This window comes from Micromonospora sp. NBC_01405, from assembly GCF_045040155.1.
GTDB lineage: Bacteria > Actinomycetota > Actinomycetes > Mycobacteriales > Micromonosporaceae > Micromonospora.
The window spans coordinates 7,011,196-7,028,318 of sequence record NZ_CP109532.1 but is presented as its reverse complement, the minus strand read 5'-3'; the positions used below and the strand labels follow the sequence as shown (position 1 = coordinate 7,028,318).

General features: G+C 71.2%; 12 protein-coding genes. 7 read left to right on the top strand and 5 right to left on the bottom strand.

Annotation, left to right across the window (positions count from 1 at the left end; all coding sequences use genetic code 11):
• Window positions 1–13: 13 nt before the first annotated feature.
• Window positions 14–2,029 (bottom strand): ricin-type beta-trefoil lectin domain protein, encoded by a 2,016-nt coding sequence (locus OG559_RS30075; RefSeq protein WP_405110218.1) that lies wholly within the window; start codon window positions 2,027–2,029, stop codon window positions 14–16.
• Window positions 2,030–2,628: 599 nt separating this feature from the next.
• Here OG559_RS30075 and OG559_RS30070 point away from each other — a divergent pair.
• Window positions 2,629–3,591, top strand: coding sequence for a prenyltransferase (locus OG559_RS30070; RefSeq protein WP_405110215.1), 963 nt, complete (start codon window positions 2,629–2,631; stop codon window positions 3,589–3,591).
• Between the two features lie 82 nt (window positions 3,592–3,673).
• Here OG559_RS30070 and OG559_RS30065 read toward each other — a convergent pair whose 3' ends face one another.
• Together OG559_RS30065 and OG559_RS30060 are read right to left on the bottom strand one after the other, a co-directional pair.
• Complete coding sequence (locus tag OG559_RS30065; RefSeq protein ID WP_405110212.1) at window positions 3,674–4,486, bottom strand: DUF2087 domain-containing protein; 813 nt, start codon at window positions 4,484–4,486, stop codon at window positions 3,674–3,676.
• A gap of 71 nt (window positions 4,487–4,557) precedes the next feature.
• Window positions 4,558–4,887 carry a DUF6204 family protein gene (locus tag OG559_RS30060; protein WP_405110210.1) on the bottom strand — a complete coding sequence of 110 codons (330 nt, stop codon included), beginning with the start codon at window positions 4,885–4,887 and terminating at the stop codon, window positions 4,558–4,560.
• 270 nt (window positions 4,888–5,157) lie between these two features.
• Between OG559_RS30060 and OG559_RS30055 the strand changes: the two genes are divergently transcribed.
• Together OG559_RS30055 and OG559_RS30050 are read left to right on the top strand one after the other, a co-directional pair.
• Window positions 5,158–6,417, top strand: coding sequence for an MFS transporter (locus tag OG559_RS30055; protein WP_405110207.1), 1,260 nt, complete (start codon window positions 5,158–5,160; stop codon window positions 6,415–6,417).
• A gap of 119 nt (window positions 6,418–6,536) precedes the next feature.
• Window positions 6,537–7,091, top strand: coding sequence for a DUF2087 domain-containing protein (locus tag OG559_RS30050; protein WP_405110204.1), 555 nt, complete (start codon window positions 6,537–6,539; stop codon window positions 7,089–7,091).
• Window positions 7,092–7,161: 70 nt separating this feature from the next.
• Here the strand turns inward: OG559_RS30050 and OG559_RS30045 are convergent, their stop codons facing one another.
• A complete protein-coding gene (locus tag OG559_RS30045; RefSeq protein ID WP_405110201.1) occupies window positions 7,162–7,866 on the bottom strand; it encodes a TetR/AcrR family transcriptional regulator in 705 nt (234 codons plus the stop codon).
• A 56-nt stretch (window positions 7,867–7,922) separates the two neighbouring features.
• Here OG559_RS30045 and OG559_RS30040 point away from each other — a divergent pair, with 56 nt between their 5' ends.
• The 3 genes from OG559_RS30040 to OG559_RS30030 all read left to right on the top strand — a co-directional run bounded on the left by OG559_RS30040 (window position 7,923) and on the right by OG559_RS30030 (window position 14,023).
• On the top strand, window positions 7,923–8,705 hold the full coding sequence (locus OG559_RS30040; protein WP_405110198.1) for a HipA family kinase: 783 nt from the start codon (window positions 7,923–7,925) through the stop codon (window positions 8,703–8,705).
• The gene (locus tag OG559_RS30035) at window positions 8,702–9,097 is read left to right on the top strand and encodes a DUF3037 domain-containing protein (RefSeq protein ID WP_396672256.1); all 396 of its coding nucleotides are present in this window, start codon (window positions 8,702–8,704) and stop codon (window positions 9,095–9,097) included. Before OG559_RS30040 ends, OG559_RS30035 begins: the two co-directional genes overlap by 4 nt.
• A 288-nt stretch (window positions 9,098–9,385) precedes the next feature.
• Window positions 9,386–14,023: a family 78 glycoside hydrolase catalytic domain gene (locus OG559_RS30030; RefSeq protein ID WP_405110195.1), complete on the top strand. Its 4,638-nt coding sequence runs from the start codon at window positions 9,386–9,388 to the stop codon at window positions 14,021–14,023.
• 305 nt (window positions 14,024–14,328) lie between these two features.
• Here the strand turns inward: OG559_RS30030 and OG559_RS30025 are convergent, their stop codons facing one another.
• Window positions 14,329–15,369 (bottom strand): LacI family DNA-binding transcriptional regulator, encoded by a 1,041-nt coding sequence (locus OG559_RS30025; protein WP_405117074.1) that lies wholly within the window; start codon window positions 15,367–15,369, stop codon window positions 14,329–14,331.
• Between the two features lie 221 nt (window positions 15,370–15,590).
• On the opposite strand from OG559_RS30025, the gene OG559_RS30020 reads away from it, so the two are divergent.
• Window positions 15,591–17,087 (top strand): sugar ABC transporter ATP-binding protein, encoded by a 1,497-nt coding sequence (locus tag OG559_RS30020; RefSeq protein WP_405110192.1) that lies wholly within the window; start codon window positions 15,591–15,593, stop codon window positions 17,085–17,087.
• Window positions 17,088–17,123 lie beyond the last annotated feature (36 nt).

Below are 17,123 nucleotides of genomic sequence, written 5' to 3'. Positions count from 1 at the left end.
GGACCCGGTACGGCTATCCGTTGAGGACCCAGGTCTGGTTGGGCTGGGCGTGGCAGTCCCAGATCTGCAGGCGGGCGCCGTTGGAGTTGTTGACGTCCACGACGTCCAGACACTTGTCGGACTGCGGGTTGACCAGGGTGCCGGCAGTGGTGGCCGTCCAGCGCTGGGCGGCGGTGCCGTTACAGGTCGAGATCTGCACCCTGGCACCGTTGTTCGTAGCCGCTCCGCTCACGTCGAGACACTTCCCGAGCGATCGAAGCGTCCCGTCCCCGGGGCGTGACCACTGCTGGTTCGGTTCGCCGTGGCAGTCCCAGATCTGCACGGGCGTTCCGTCACCGCTCTGCTTGTCGACGACGTCGAGACACCGGCCGCCCAGACCCGTGACCGTCCCGGAACCCGTGGGCGGCGGCGTGGTCGGGGGCGGGGTGGTCGGCGGCGGGGTCGTCGGTGGCGGCGTGGTCGCGGGCGGGGTCGTCGGCGGCGTCGCTGCGCCGCTCCAGGTGAAGGTGGCCGTGGTACGCGCCGGCATCATGTAGGTGAACGATTGGCCACCCGAGTTGACCTTGACGGGCTGGGCGTTGGCGGCGGGGTTGTGCACGATGAGCGCCTTGGATCCGTCGGTGTTGCGCCACGCGACGTTCTGCACGCCCCACGTCTCGGTGGAGTCGATCCGCTGCGCGCCGGGGCGGACGAACTTCGTCAGGTGGCCGGTCGTGTAGTACTCGACGGTGTAGTCGACCTGACCGGCCCGTGCTCCGCCCTCCTGCACGGTGATCAGGCCGGTGCAGGCGTCGCATCCGCCGTTGTGCGGGCCGTGGTTCTGGTTGAGCGCGAGGCTCCATTTGATCAGGCTGCTGCTGTAGTTGCGGGCGTAGTTGACGATGTCGCTGAGATCCTCGTTGTGCTGGTTGCTGATCCAGGTTCCGCCCGAGTGCTCCGTGCTGAACTGCCGGACATTCGGGAAGTCGTGGTGCACCACGGCGCCGATGTTGGGCTCGCCCCAGTAGCCGTGCCAGGCGATGCCGCCGAAGAGTGGGTCGGTCCGGATGCCCGGATCCTGCAGGAGGTTCTGGCCGAGGGTCCAGTAGTCGCCGTAGTTGAAGTCCTGCACCATCACCTTGGTGGTGAGGCCGGCGGCCCGCAGCGCGGGGTAGACGTGATTCTTGGTCAGGTCGATGAGCTGGTCGGGCGTCCAGGCCATACCCGGATAGTTCATCTCCGTGGGGCTGTCGGCCTTGCAGCAGTTGGGTTCGTTCTGCACGGAGATGTAGTTGATCGGCACGCCGGCGCGGGCGTACGACTGGATGTACTTCACCAGATACTGGGCGTAGAGCGCGTAGTACTGGGTCTTCAACGAACCCATCTGGTCCATCCGACCGTTGGTCTTCATCCACCCCGGCGCACTCCATGGCACACCCTTGACCCGCAACTCCGGGTTGAGTTGCTTCGCCTGCTGGGTGAGCAGGCGCACGTTGGTGTCATAGCCGTTCGTGCCGAAATCGGACAGGTCGCAGCACGTGTCGTCGAGCGACGTGTTGCCCGGCCGGGACAGGTCGGAGGCGCCGATCGGGTTGCGCACGAACGACAGCCCGATGCCCGTGGTGGGACTGAACAGCTTGGTCATCACCGCATCGCGGGTCGCGGCGCTGACGACGCCGCCGCGAAGAAGGTGGGCGGTCGTGTCGGTGATCGACGCGCCGCCGCCTTCGAAGGTCTGGTAGCGGACCGAGTCGTCGACGGTGATGGTCTGGTCGGCGTTCGGGCTGCTGGCGGCGAACCCGACCGGTGTCTGCTGCTGCAGCCCGCGCGTGACCGTACGGCCGGCGGCGTCGGACGTGGTGGTGAGATGGACACCGACAGAAACCGGCGCGGCGAAGGCGGACGGGGCAGTGGCCACGGCGATCCCAGCGGCTGCCGGCACGCAGACGGCGAGCAGGGCGGTGGCCAACCCGCGGTGGCGTGGACGTCGGGTGGCGGTGGGCGGGCGGTTGGGTGGCAGGTCGTGCGGCGGATTCCCGGAGGGGGACAAGGAGGGACTCCTTCCACGGAAGCAGGGACGCAGCGGCAAGCCGAGGGGACGGGTTGACCCGACGCGGCGCGGGAACGGGGCGGGACGGACAGCCATCGACGCGGCCCTTGCAGGAACATCAATGAGTGCTGATCAAAGCAACGTTCAATGGTTTAGTCAAGACGCAAAAAAAGCTGTCTGCGGCCGTTTTGCTGCGATTCGTCTTCTCGGCTTCGATGAATCGCGTCTGACGCGGGTTGCGGATCGGTCAACCGGCTTTCCATCCAGGTGCAGTCGGTGTTCGCCTCGACACGGTCGCCCGATGTCGCCCCGGGGTGGGCGGGATGACCACGGGCGGGCCCCTCCGGTCCCTGGCGAAATGGACGTGTCCGCCGAAGGGGGCATGGAGCTTTTTCCGGACAGATCGTTTCCGTTGCCGTTCCCCGAGATATAGGTTGCTGCCACTGTCTGACTACGGGGAGGCGTCAACCATGGCCGCGATGCGGGAATCTCAGTTGATACCAGGACCTCGCCAAGCCGCCGCCGGGTGGGATCGAACTTCCTGGAGGGGTTTCCTCCGACTGGCCCGACTGCGCTTCCTGCTGTACAACGTCCTGCCGGTGGGCCTCGCCGTGGCGGTGTCGGTACACCAGGGCTATCCGCTCGATCTCACCTGGTACGTCGTCGCGCAACTGTTCGCGTGGACGGTCCACGTCATGACCCACTACTGCAACGAGTACTTCGACCTGGAGGCCGACCGGGCGAACGTCTACTTCACCCCGTGGACGGGCGGCAGCCGGGCGCTCGTGGACGGGTCGGTCGCACCCATGGTGTCGCTCGGCGCCGCGTTCGTACTGTTCAGCGCCTCGACGCTGATGGTGGCCGTCATGCCGTCCTGGCAGGCGCGCGTGCTCGCCACCGGGGCCGTGGTGCTGGCCTGGTTCTACACCGCGCCGCCGCTGCGGCTGAACTATCGGGGCGCGGGCGAGCTGACGGTTGCCGCGATCCTCAACGGCCTGTGGCCCGCCGTCGCGGCAGTGCTCCAGGCCGGCACCGTACCGATGCTGCTGCTGGCCGTGCTGGCGCCCACCGCGGTGCTGCAGGTGGCCCGGATGATGGTGATGAACCTGGGTGACCGCCGGTCGGATGCGATGGTCGGCAAGCGCACGCTGCCCGTCATCGTCGGTTACCAGCCGGCGGTGCACCTGATCGTCGGCGCGCAGCTCGTCGCGTACGCGATGCTCACTGTCCTCGCGCTGCTCGGCTGGTTGCCGTGGCTGGTCTGGGCCGCGATGGCCGCCACCGCGCCGCTCTCGGTCTGGCTCGTCAGGCAGCTCCGGGGCGGCGCGATGCGTGACCTCGACCCCGGGAGCATGACACCGGTGGTGTTCTGGGCCTCGAACCACGTGTCCCTGATCGTCGCGGCGGCGATGCTGGGCGTGATCCTGGACGCGGCGCGCCGCTCCGCCGACACCGGTGCGCTGGCGCTGCTCGGCGCGGTCCTCGCCGGCTACGGGTTGTTGTTCGCCCACCGGCTGTGGTTGGCCCGCAGGTCCTCGGGGCAGGGGCAGGCTCGCGCCTGAGCTGCCCTGGCCGGAGCGAAGAACGGTGCAGGGCTGGTGGCTGGCCAGCCCTGCACCGTGCGGCCTTCGGTTCCCGTGCTGGCTATCCGCCGTACTCGACCGTCCAGTTCTTGCCGTCGAAGGTGGCGACGGCCTTGGTTGCCCCGTCCGGGAACTGCAACTGGTAGGGCCTGGTCAGAATGTCCTCGCTGACGACGGTGCCGGCCTCGTAACTGCCGAATGCCAGCCAGTAGGTCGGGGTGATCTCGAATTGGACTCCGGTGTCCGGCTGTGTCGAGACCACGAACGTTCCCGCCCCCGACATCCCGATGCCGACACTTCCCTGATCGGACGAATCCGGGCCGGGGACCGATCCGTCCGGGGTGACCAGCGCGTACCGCCCGGAGTCCCGCCGCAGGACGCCGCCGTCGACGAGGAGACGCCGCAGGTGGACGGCGTCGACCGCGCCACCTGCGCACCAGGGCCGCAGGCGATCGGTGACGTGGCGTTCGTCGTACTCGTCGCCAGGGACGAAGGCCGTCTCCGCGACGTGCCGCAGCACGGTTCGGCGGGCGTCGGCGTCCTCCTCCTCCGGCAGGTGCACGAGGACGCCCCCGCGGACGAGGCCGCGCAGCTGCGGGTCGGGCTGCTCGGCGACGGCCTGCTCCTCCTGCCGGAGGGTGGCCGCCGCCGCCACTGCGGCGAGGGTTTCCTCGTTCACCGCGAGGCGACCGGGCCCGTCGGACCTGAGCAACCCGGTCCGGAGGAGCTTCCCGATGGCCGGGGCGGCCTTCGACGCCTCGAGGCCGGAGGCGGCGAGGATCTCCGTGGGGGTGGCCCCGCCCAGGTCGACCGCGCAGAACACCCGACGCGGGGTGGGCTCGGAGAACAGGAGGGTGAATTCCTCAGGGGTCATGAGACGGCTCGCGTCCTTTCAACTCGACGAGTGCCCGACGGCCTGCCGCGCCGGGGCACGTACCGACAGGGTCAGCGTCCCCACCGTCGGAGCATGTCCTCCAGGTCGCTGGAGACCGAGTGCAGGTCGGTGCTGTCCGCGCCGAGCTTGCGGACGGCGGCCGTCGCGGCCTCCTCCGCCTTCCCGAAGACGACTGCCTCGCTGTCGTCGGGGGTGACGGGTACGAGGCAGCGGAAGGTGAAGATGCGCAGGGGCCGTTCGTAGGTCACCGTGCCCTCGTCGGTGAACCTGGCCGCGAAGAGGTCATGCTCGTCGGCCCGGGCGAGCAGCGAGGCGCGTTGCTCATCGGTGAGCGGGGCGAACTTGCCGCGGACGATGACCTTGTAGGTGTTGCTGCTCATGGCTGCGGGATCTCCACATCGGGGTGTAGGCGGTGGCGGCCCGGCCGCCCGGGACGGCCGGCATGGGACGTCGGGAGTCGTCGGGCGGGTCGGGGCGGCACGTCCGACCGGGCGGTGGCGGCCTCCTCGAACGCGTCCAAATACAGCACCATATCCTAATACACTGCTGTATCTGAAGTGCCGGCCCCGGTCCGCGCCGGGTTCCCGCAGATCGCGCCACAACCCGATATTCACCTGTCGTGGGCGGCGGGATCGCGCAGAATCGGCGAGGTGTTGATCCGTTACCTCCTCTCCCACGCCCTGTCGTTGCTGGGGAACTCCATCGCCGCGATCGCCCTGCCGTGGCTCGTGCTGGTCCGTACCGGGGACCCCGCCGCAGCCGGCCTGATCGCCGCGGTGAGCGCGCTACCCATGCTCGTGGCGGCGGTGGCCGGAGGGCTGGTCATCGACCGGTTCGGCAGGCGCCGGACGTCGATCTGGGCGGACTTCGCCTCGGCGCTGGCGGTGGCCGCGGTGCCCTTCGTCGACCAGGTCTCGGGGCTCACCGTCGCGTGGTTCATGGTGCTCGGCGTCGCGGGCGCGCTGTTGGACGTACCCGGCATGACCGCCCGCGAGTCCCTGGCCCCGGACGTCGCCGCGGCGGCGGGCGTCGGTCTGGAGCGGCTGGCCGGCCTGCGCGAGGGCGTCAACGGCGTGGTCCTGGTCGTCGGCCCGGCCGCCGCGGGTGGGCTGCTCGTGCTCCTCGACCCGACCACGGTCCTCTGGATCACCGGGGCCTGCTCGGTGGCGGCAGCCTTGACCACGGCCACGCTTCCCGCGCGGCTGGGCCGGGGCTCGGGTGAGGCGGGTGGCGGTGTCCGCACCGAGCTGCTCAAGGGCTTCCGCGTCCTCGGCGGCGACCGGGTGCTCGCCGCGATGACCTTCGTGGTGACGATCAGCGTCCTCGTCCTGGCGCCGCTGCAGAACATCCTGCTCCCCGTGTACCTGGTCGCCCGCGACTCGCCCGGCGGGTTCGGCCTGGTGGTGGCCTTCCTCGCGTTGGGCGGCATCGGCGGGTCGATCGTGTACTCGATCGCCGGGGCCAGGCTCTCCCGGCGGGCGGTCTTCGTCGCCGCCCAGGTGGTTACCGCGTTCGGCACGGTCGGTCTGGCCCTGCTGCCGCCGACCCCCGTGCTGCTGGCCGCCGCCGCCCTCGCCGGGTTCGGCGCGGGCCCCATGCAGGCCCTGGCCCTGGTGCTGGTGACCGAGCGCATCCCGGAGCGTTACCGGGGCCGCGTCCTGGGTCTGCAGAACGCCGCCACCATGACGGCCGTGCCGGCGGGCACGCTGGTGGCGGGTCTGCTGATCAGCGGGATCGGCCTGCGCGAGACGGGCGTGCTGCTCGCCGTCGCCTGGGGCATGGTCGCCGCGTTCGCACTGCTGGTGCCGGCCCTGCGTCGGCTGGATCCGCCGCCGGGCGAGCAGCGGGCCGAGGAGCCGCCCGCAGGCGAGCGAGAGCCAATGGCGCAGAGCGTTTCCGCCGCCGAGTGACGGCAGTGGAGCGGCACCGGTTTCCGGACCGGGGCGGCCGTGGGTGACTGTTACGTTGTGCGGGTGGACGAGCCCGGAAGCGGTCGACGCCGGCCGGCGATCCCGAGATGAGGTGCCCGGTGCCCACTGTCGACCCTGAACCTTCGGTCGGCTCCGACGAGCGCCCGGCGTCCTGCGGTGACATCGTCGGACTGCTCGCCGAGCCGGCGCGCCGTGCCGCGTTCGCCGCGCTCGTGCTCGGCGCGCGCACCGTGGGGTCGGTGGCGGAGCAGGCGGGCCTGACCCGGAAGGTCGCGGCGAGCGCGCTGCGCAAGCTGGTGGACGGCGGGATCGCAGCCGAGGACCGCGCGACCCACTCGTACGCCCCGGTGGAGGACGCCTTCCGCCGCGCGGTCCAGGCCGAGATCCGGGTCGGCGGCCGGAGCGGCGGACATGGCGCGGGCGTGTACTTCCGCCGTGGCCGGATCACCGCCATCCCCGGCGACGCCGAGATCCGCTCCCGGGTGCTGGCCGTGGTGGTCGACACCTTCACCCCCGGCGAGGTGTACCCCGAGACCCGGGTCAACGCTCTCTGCGGCGAGTGGTTCGACGACTGGGTGACCCTGCGCCGCGCCCTGGTGGACGAGGGCCTGCTCAAGCGCAACCACGCAGGCACCGCCTACGAGCGCGCCTGAGCCGTGGCGCCGCTACCGGGCACTCCAGTTCTCCGGTTGGTCGTGGCGGCCGGAGCAGCCGGCCACGGGCTCATGGGCGAGGGGTGCCGTTCCCGGGGGCGGGCGGGTCGGTGGGGTCGTTCGCGCCGGTCCGGGCCAGGGCGGTCCAGGACCTGATCAGGAGATCCACCGCGTCCATGACGTTCCCGGCGGTGTCGTCGTCGGGCGAGAGCGCGCGTTGGATGGACAGCCCGTCGTCCAGCGCGTGCACGATCAGGGCCAGCAGTTCCACCGGCGCGGGTGGCGTGATCGAGCGGGCGGCGAAGCCCTGCGCGAGCGCCTGGGCCATCGCCGCGCGGGAACGCCGCTCTCGATCGGCCAGCAGCGGCAGCATCTCCGGATCGCGCAGCCCGTAGAGCCAGAGCTCGGTACGCAGCGCCAGCCAGCTCACGAAATTCTTGTCCCGCTCGCGGTGCCAGCCCCGCAGGTGCTCGATCGTCTCCTCGAACGATCCCGCCCGCTGGCCGAGCGCCTGGACCTCCTTGAGCTCGTGCTCGGTCCGCTGTTCCAGCAGGGCCAGGACCAGCTCGTGCTTGCCGTCGAAGTTGCCGTAGAACGCGCCCCGGGTATAGCCGGCGCGCTCGACGATCTGCTCGACCGAGGTGCCGTTGACGCCGCACTCGGCGAACAGCTCGGCTGCTGCCTGCAGCAGCTCCTTGCGGGTGATCTCGCGGCTTTCCTGCCGCGTCAGCCTCTTGTTGATGATGATCGACCCCTTCCGTGAACTCGGATACACTATCGTATGCCGATACGATCCAGTATGTGAGTCAGTGATCAGTAGGGTGGATTCTGTTGCAGAGAGTATTGGGAACGCAGTACCTGACTCCCCTGCGGGAGGGCGGTTCCCTACCCGGGGTGGTGGAGGCGGACAACGACGGGACCTACGTCGTGAAGTTCCGCGGAGCGGGGCAGGGCAGCGCGGCCCTGGTGGCGGAGGTCGTCGTCGGTGAACTCGGCCGCCGGCTCGGCATCCGGGTGCCCGAGCTCGCCGTCGTCGGCGTCGACCCGGAGGTGGCGCGCCGTGAGCCGGACCAGGAGGTTCAGGAATTGCTGCGGGCCAGCGCCGGGGAGAACCTCGGCATGGACTTCCTGCCGGGATCGGTGGGCTACGACGGTGTCGGGTGGGAGCCGCCGCCCGAGGAAGCCGCCCGGATCTACTGGCTGGACGCACTGACCGCCAACGTGGACCGCACCTGGTCCAACCCCAACCTGCTCATCTGGCATCGCCAGTTGTGGGCGATCGACCACGGCGCCGCGCTGCTGTTCCAGCACTCCTGGCCATCGGTCGCGGCCTGGGCCGACCGCCGGTACGACCTGTCCCAGCACGTGCTCGCGGATCTCGTGACGAAGCTGGGCCCCGCGGTCCTCGCGAAGCTGGACGCCGAGCTGGCGGCGATCGTGACCGCCGAGCTCCTGGCGGAGGTCGTCGCCCTGGTGCCCGACAGCTTCCTGGTGAGCCTGAATTCCGTGACGGCGGACGCCGACCCGGCGGAGCTGCGGCAGCGATACGTCGAGTACCTGCTGGCCCGGCGGATGGGCGAGCGTGGCTGGTGGCCGACGGAGGCGATCGCGTGACCGCAGGCCCGATCCCCGCCCTGGGCTTCGACTACGCGTTGCTGCGGGCTGTTCCCCGGGTTGACCGCGGCGAGCAGGTGAATGTCGGGGCCCTGCTCTACTGCCCGGGTGCGGACTTCCTCGGTGCCGCCGTCCATGTGGACGTCGAACGGCTGCGCGCGCTGGACGTCGACGTCGACGTCGACATGGTCTCCGCGGCCCTCGACGCGATCCGCGCCGTGTGCGTGGGTGATCCCGGTGCGGGCCGCATCGCTGCCGGCACCCGGCGGGCACGGTTCGGCTGGCTCACCGCGCCGCGCAGCACGGTGATCCAGACCAGTCCGGTGCACGGTGGCCTCACCACGGATCCGGCCGCTGAGCTCAAGCGGCTGATGGGCCGGCTGGTGCACTGACGGCACCGGCGGAAGGTGCGTCCACGATCACGACCTGCAACCGGCGGGGGACGTGCACCCCTTCCCGGTCGAGTTCGATTCGACCTTGACCACCTCGTCGGCGCCGGCACGCCGGACCAGACCCGTGACCACTTCGCACGCCTCGGCCGCGTCCCGCGCCCAGTGCGCCACCGCACCGACGGCTGTCCGGATCCGGCCACCGGAAGCCATTGCTCCCGGCGGCCGGGGTTGTAACGATACATTTCGATGAATTGTTAGAACGTTTCATAGAGGGTGGGGACTCGACGTATGGAACTCCCAGGACGGCTGCGGCCCGGACTGACAGCCGTGCTCGCGCTACTCCTCACCCTCGCCGCGGCGGTGCCGGCGGCGGCCCCGGCCGTCGCCGTGCAGCCGGTGGTCCACGAGCTGGCCGTCACGGAACTGACCACCGAGCGGGCGAGCGACCCGATCGGTCTGGATGTCGCGCGGCCACGCCTGGGCTGGATGATCGGCGCCGCCGCCCGGGGCGTGATCCAGCAGGCGTACCAGGTGCGGGTGGCCACCGACAAGACCCGCCTCGGCGACCCCGACGTCTGGGACAGCGGCCGGGTCGCCGCACGGGAGAGCACACTGGTCGCCTACGCCGGCCCACCGCTGCACCCGCGCACCCGTTACCTGTGGCAGGTCCGCGTCTGGGACACGGCCGGCCGCACCTCCGACTGGAGCGCCCCCGCCTCCTGGGAGACCGGCGTCAAGGGCCCCGACGGGTGGCGGGCCGACTGGATCGGAATGCCCTCACCCACCGAATCCTGGGCCGACTACACCATCCAGACCACGACGCGGCTGGAGAGGGACGCCGCCGGGATCTTCTTCCGCGCCCGCGGGCCCGCCGACGCCTACATGTGGCAGTTCTCCATCACCGGCGGCACCGCCAAGCTGCGCCCGCACGTCCGCACCGGCGGAAGCTGGACGGTCCTCAAGGAGGTGCCACTGGGCGACGTGGTACCGGCCGACAAGCTGACGACACCGCACACCCTGCGCATCACCGCGGCCGGGGACACGCTCACCACCTGGGTCGACGGCGTGCAGGTCGACGTCACCCGCAACACCGCGCACCGCGCCGGCTCGGTCGGCCTGCGCTCCAGCGGCACCGAATCCGCCGTCTTCTCCGACCTCTCGGTGACCAGCGGCAGCACCACCCTCTTCGCCGCGCCGCTCACCGACGGCGAGAACCCGTTCGCCGGCGGAACCCCGACCACGGCCGGACTGCGGGTGTCGGGCAACACCGAGGCCATGCTCACCGCGTTGGACGCGAATCCGCTGCTGCGCCGGGGCTTCCACGTCGACGGTGAAGTCGCCCGGGCCCGGGTCTACGCCACGGCGCTCGGCGTCTACCAGCTCTCGGTCAACGGCCGGCGGGTCGGCGACCACGAACTGGCCCCCGGCTGGACCGACTACGACAAGCGGGTGCAGTACCAGACCTACGACGTGACCAGCCAGCTCCGCCAGGGCGACAACGCCATCGGCGCCATGATCGGCGACGGCTGGTACTCCGGCACCATCGCGTGGTTCGGCACCGACCGCTACGGCTCCCGACCGCACCTGAGCGCGCAACTGCTCATCGACTACGCCGACGGCCGGACCGAGACGGTGCGCACCGACGGTTCCTGGCGGGTGACCCCCGGCCCGTTCCGGCAGAGCGACCTGATCCATGGCGAGACCTACGACGCCCGTAAGGTGCCGGCCGGCTGGAACCGGCCCGGCTTCGACGACTCCGGCTGGTCACCGGCGACGGTCGACGACACCGGCGCGACCGGCAAACTCGTCGCCCAGGTCGACCCGCCCGTCCGGGTCGTGCAGGAGTTGCCCGCCAGGACACTCACCCAGCCGACGCCCGGCACGTGGATCTTCGACCTCGGTCAGAACATGGTCGGCAAGGTGCGGCTCAACGTCAACGGCCCCGCCGGCACCACGGTGCGCATCCGGCATGCCGAAGTGCTCAACCCCGACGGCACCGCCTACACCGCCAACCTGCGTTCGGCGCAGGCCACCGACCACTACCGGCTCGCCGGCGGCGCGGAGACCTACGAGCCGACCTTCACCTTCCATGGCTTCCGCTACGTCGAGCTGACCGGCCTCACCGGAACCCCCGACCTCGGCACCATCACCGGCCTCGTCATGCACACCGACGGTGAGCTCACCAGTCAGTTCGAGACGTCGAACGCGATGGTGAACAAGTTGCACAGCAACATCACCTGGGGCCAGCGCGGCAACTTCCTGTCCATCCCCACCGACACGCCCGCCCGCGACGAGCGCCTCGGCTGGACCGGCGACATCAACGTCTTCGCCGAGACCGCCACGTTCAACATGGACAGCCTGACGTTCCTCACCAAGTGGCTGCACGACCTGCGTGACGCGCAGTCGGCCAACGGCGCCTACCCCGACGTCGCACCACGCGCCTGCTGCGGCGACGGCGCCACCGGCTGGGCGGACGCCGGCATCACCGTTCCGCACACCCTCTGGCAGCGCTACGGCGACACCCGGGTCATCGAGGAGCACTACCCGTCGATGGTGCGCTACGCCACCTGGCTGCAGAGCACCAGCTCAGGAAACCGGCGCACCAACGCCGGCCCGTACCTCGACTGGCTCAACCTCGACGACCCGACCCCCGCCGGGGTCATCGGCACCGCCTACTACGCCCACAGCATCCGGCTGCTCGGCGAGATGGCCGCCGCCCTCGGCAAGACCGCCGACGCCCAGCGCTACGCCGCGCTGTCCAAGGACATCGCCGGAGCGTTCGTCGAGACCTACGTCGCCGCCGACGGCACCGTGCAGGGCGACAGCCAGACCGGCTACGTCCTGGCCATCGGCATGAACCTGCTCCCCGGCGGGCTGCGCGCCAAGGCGGCCGACCGGCTGGTCGCCAACGTCGAGCGGCACGACTGGCACCTGGCCACCGGCTTCCTCGGCACCCCCGACCTGCTGCCGGCGCTCAGCGACACCGGGCACCTGGAGGTGGCCTACCGGCTGCTGCTCAACGACACCTACCCGTCGTGGGGCTACGAGATCGCCAAGGGCGCCACCACGATCTGGGAACGCTGGAACTCGATCATGCCCGACGGCAGCTTCGGCGACGTGTCGATGAACTCCTTCAACCACTACGCCTACGGCGCGGTGGGCGACTGGATGTACCGCACCGTCGCCGGCATCCAGCCCGATCCGGCAGGCCCCGGCTGGTCCCACGTCACCTTCGCCCCACAACCCGGTGGCAACCTCACGTCGGCGCGGGCGTCGTACCGGTCGGTGCGCGGGACGATCGGCACCGACTGGAAGCTCGACGCCCGCGGCGACATGAGCCTGACGGTGACGGTTCCCGCGAACAGCACCGCCACCGTCCGCGTCCCGGCGCCGACCCGGCACGCCGTCACCGAGGGCGGAAGGGCGGCGGAGCAGGCCGACGGTGTGCGGTTCGTGAGGATGGACGGCGGCACCGCCGTCTACGACATCGGCTCCGGCACCTACACGTTCGCCCTCGACCGGGTGCTCGGCGACCTCGGCGAGGCCCTCGACGCGGTCCGGGCCGCGGTCACGCTCACCGACGACCTCGCCGGCGAACTGCCCCGGGGAGTGGTCGAGCACCTGCGCGCCCAGCTGACGAAACTCACGGCGGAGGCAGCGGCTGCTCGGGCGTCCCACCCGGCGGGGGAGAACCGCGCCACGGCGGCGCACGTGCACCGGGCCCTGGCCACCGCGGCCGACCTCGACCGGTGGCTGCGCAGGCAGGTCGAGGTGGGCCGTGTCCCCGCGGCGGCGGCCGACCGGCTCACCGCGCTGCTCACCCGGGCCGACCAGCGGCTCTCCGCCGCGTCGTCAGCGCTGATCGGTGCCGTGGCGAAACTCGACCTCCCGATCGGCGAGCGGCTGCCCGGCGACGTCGTGCGGGCGACGATCGTCATCGCGAACGGTGGCACCACGCCGCTGACCGGCGTGACCTCCACCCTGGGCGCCGGTGAGGGTTGGACGGTGACACCGGTCGGCAGACGCGACAGCACCGTCGCCCCGGGCACGGCGACCAGCCACCGCTACGACCTGACGATCCCGGCCGGGCAGTCGCCCGCGACGGTGCCGGTCACCGGGGCGGCCAGCTACCGCTACCGCGCCGGCACAGCGACGGTGCCGGTGGCCGGCTCGCTGGCCACGGTTCCCGCGGTCGCGATCGTGTCGAGCGCCGCCGCGCCGGCCACGGTCGCGCCGGGCGCCCCGACGACCGTACGCGCCGTGCTGCGCAACCGGGGGACCGCGCCGATGACGGGTCAGGTCACCACCACGGCACCGGACGGCTGGACCGTCGACCCGCCCACCACGGCCTACCAGCTCGCCCCCGGTGCCGAGACCACGGTGTCCACGGTGCTCACCGCGCCCCGGACGGTGACCGAGGGGCCGGCCGACATCACCATCGCCACCGGCGCCACCACCGCGGAACGCCGCATCCTCACGGTGCCCGTCCAGTTCGCCGATCCACCCGCGGCAGTCCTCGACCACGTCGACCTCGGCGACCCGGCCTCGGAGCAGGCTCACCGCCTCGCCGCGTCGCCCCACTCGGGCACCAACACCGAGGCCGGCCTGACCCGCCGCTACACCAACGTCAGCCATCCCGGCGGCTGGTTCGAGTTCGACCTCGCCGTCGCGCCGGGCAAGCCGTTCGTGCTCCGGGCGGTGGAGACCTACGACCAGGCGCAGCTGAAGGACTACCAGGTCCTCGTCGACGGCGTGGTCGTGCACACCCGCTCGTACCGGCGTACCGTCGGCGTCGTCGGAACCGTCAGCTACCAGTTCGTCGTGGACGAGCCCGAGGCGACGCAGGACGGTGTCGTCCGGGTGCGGTTCCAGGACATGGGCGACGGCTACGACCCGTCGATCGCCGACGTCTGGTCGACGTCCTGAGCCCGCCCATGGCGCCGGCCCCTCCACCACCGCTTTCGAGGGGAGGACCCATGACACAGATGTCACCCGAGGTCCCCGGGCCGCCGCCGCAGGCTGGCCGCCCGGACCCGCTGCCACTGGCGGGTGCGGGGGTGGGACGGGCCCGGTCGTGCGACCGGCTGGACCGCCCCCGCCTGGTTCGAGACCGGACTGCTCGACGAGGGATTCGGCGCGGCCCGGTGGGTCGGCGCGAAACCCGACGTCGAACAGTCGCCGCTCGCTCCGAGCCGGCGATGTGACGGCGGCCGGCGGCCCGCCGACTGCCGTCAGCCGCGCGCGGTGGCGCGGGCGGGCCGCCGGTACGGGCGGCTGCTCGACTCGCGCACCACCAGTTCCGGCTGGAACACGACATGCCGGTGCTGGTGCCGGCCGTGGTCGTTGATTTCATCGAGCAGGAGTTGGGTCGCGGTGCGGCCCAGTTGCTCGCGCGGCTGACGCACCGACGAGAGCGGGACGGCGGCCGCCGCGGCGAACTCGATGTCGTCGTAGCCCACGATGGCGATGTCACGGGGAACGCGCACGCCGCGCTGGGTCATCTCCTGCAGGACGCCGAGGGCGAGCAGGTCGTTGGCGCAGAACACGGCGGTGGGTCGCTGCCGTGCTGGCAGGTCGGCGATCTCGCCGGCGGCGCGTCGACCGGCCGCGACGGAGAGCGTGGCCGTTTCGATCACCCGCAGCTCACCGTCGGCGCCGATGGCGGAGGCGGCACCGGCCTGTCGGTCGGCGACCTGCCGGAGGGAGGCGGGCCCGCCGACGTAGGCGATGCTGGTGTGCTCCTGTTCGCGCAGGTGCGCGGCGGCGAGCCGCCCACCGAGCACGTCGTCGACCGCGACCGAGCAGCGGTTGTGGTGGCCCGAGCCACGGTCGACCAGAACGACCGGGGTGCCGCGCGCGATGAGCTGCTCCAGGCGGGAGTCGGGGCCGTCGTGCACCGGTGTGATGAGCACCCCCTGGACGCGTTGTTCCTCCAGGATGTCGAGGTGCCGGCGTTCCCGGGTGGGGTCCTCGCCGCTGTTGCAGACGACGACCACGCCGCCGACCTTCTCGGCCTCCATCTCGGCGCCGCGGACGACGTCGGCGAAGAACGGGTTGGCGACGTCGAGGACGACGATCGCGATGGTGCGGCTGCGGCCGGCGCGCAACTGCCGGGCCGAGTCGTTGCGGACGTAGCCGAGCTGCCCGATGGCGTCGAGAACCCGCTGGCGCGTCGCGGGCGCGACGAGATTGGGGCGGTTGAGCACGTTGCTGACGGTGCCGATCGACACGCCCGCGCGCTGGGCGACCTCCTTGATGCTCGTGGTCGGCATGCTCACCGGTCTTTCCCTCGGGCGTTGGCGTCGGTTGACCGGCCCGGCGGGTCGGATCGTTCTACTGAGGACTGCTCTCGCGGCGGACGTAACACCGGGTAACTCTCGCGAAACCCCTTGACGCCCTGAGGCGGTCGTCCATAGTGTCGTGACCACGAACATATGAAACGTTTCATCACCTCGTCAAGTCGTAATCCGTCGATGCTCTGAGGGGAGCCGCGGTGAGACCGGTGCTGTCACTGCACGGCGTGAGCAAGTCCTTCGGGGCCGTCGCCGCGCTGCGCGACGTCCGCCTCGACCTGCATGCCGGTGAGGCGCACGCGCTGGTGGGGGAGAACGGCGCCGGCAAGTCCACCCTGGTCAAGATCCTCGCCGGCGCTCACCGGCCCGACACCGGCACCCTGACGCTCGACGGCCGCGAGGTCGTCTTCGGTGGCCCCGCCGACGCCCGGGCGGCCGGCATCGCCGTGATCTATCAGGAGCCGACGCTCTTCCCCGACCTGTCGGTGGCTGAGAACATCTTCATCGGACGGCAGCCCCTGCGCGGCCTGCGGCGCATCGACACCGCCGCGATGCGGTCCCGGACGCGGGAACTGTTCGCCCGGCTCGGGGTCCACATCGACCCGGACCGGCCGGCGCGGGGTCTCTCCATCGCCGACCAGCAGCTGGTGGAGATCGCCAAGGCGCTCTCCTTCGACGCCCGGGTGCTGGTGATGGACGAGCCCACCGCCGCGCTGTCCGGTGTTGAGGTGGAACGGCTGTTCGCGGTGGCCCGCTCGCTGCGCGAAGCCGGCACGGCCGTGCTGTTCATCTCCCACCGGTTCGACGAGGTCTACGCCCTCTGCCAGCGCATCACCGTGATGCGCGACGGCCGGTGGGTCTCCACCGACCCGGCGGACCAGCTGGCCGTCGACCAGTTGGTCCGCAGGATGGTCGGCCGCGACGTCTCCTCGCTCTACCCCAAGCTCCCCGCCGACATCGGCGAGGTGCGGCTGGAGGTCCGCGACCTGACTCGGCACGGCCACTTCGACGGCGTGAACCTGACCGTCCGCAGCGGCGAGATCGTCGCCCTCGCCGGTCTCGTCGGCGCCGGCCGCAGCGAGGTCGTCCGGGCCATCTTCGGCATCGACCGCTACGACCGCGGCGAGGTCCTCGTCGGGGGACGCCGGCTACCGGCCGGCAGTGCCCCGGCCGCGATCGCCGCCGGCCTGGCGTTGGTCCCCGAGGACCGCCGCCAGCAGGGACTCGTCATGGACCTGTCGGTGGCGGACAACACCACCCTGCCGCGGCGGTGGTCCCTGAGCCGGCTCGGCCTGCTGCTCGGTTCGGCCGAGCGCCGGTCGGCGCAGACCTGGACCCAGCGGTTGCAGGTGAAGGCGGCCCGGTTGACCGATCCGGTCTCGACCCTTTCCGGCGGCAACCAGCAGAAGGTCGTCCTGGCGAAGTGGCTGTCGACCACGCCGCGGGTGGTGATCGTCGACGAGCCCACCCGCGGCATCGACATCGCGACCAAGGCCGAGGTCCATCGGCTGCTGTCCGGGCTGGCCGCCGAGGGGGTGGCCGTCCTGATGGTCTCCAGCGAACTGCCCGAGGTGCTCGGCATGGCCGACCGGGTGCTGGTCATGCACGAGGGGCGACTGGTCAGCGAGATCGACCGCGACCAGGCCGACGAGGAGTCGGTCATGTTCGCGGCCACCGGACAGCGGGAGGGGTCGTGAGCGCGAACAGCGCAGCGCAGCGGAGTGCCGCCGCGA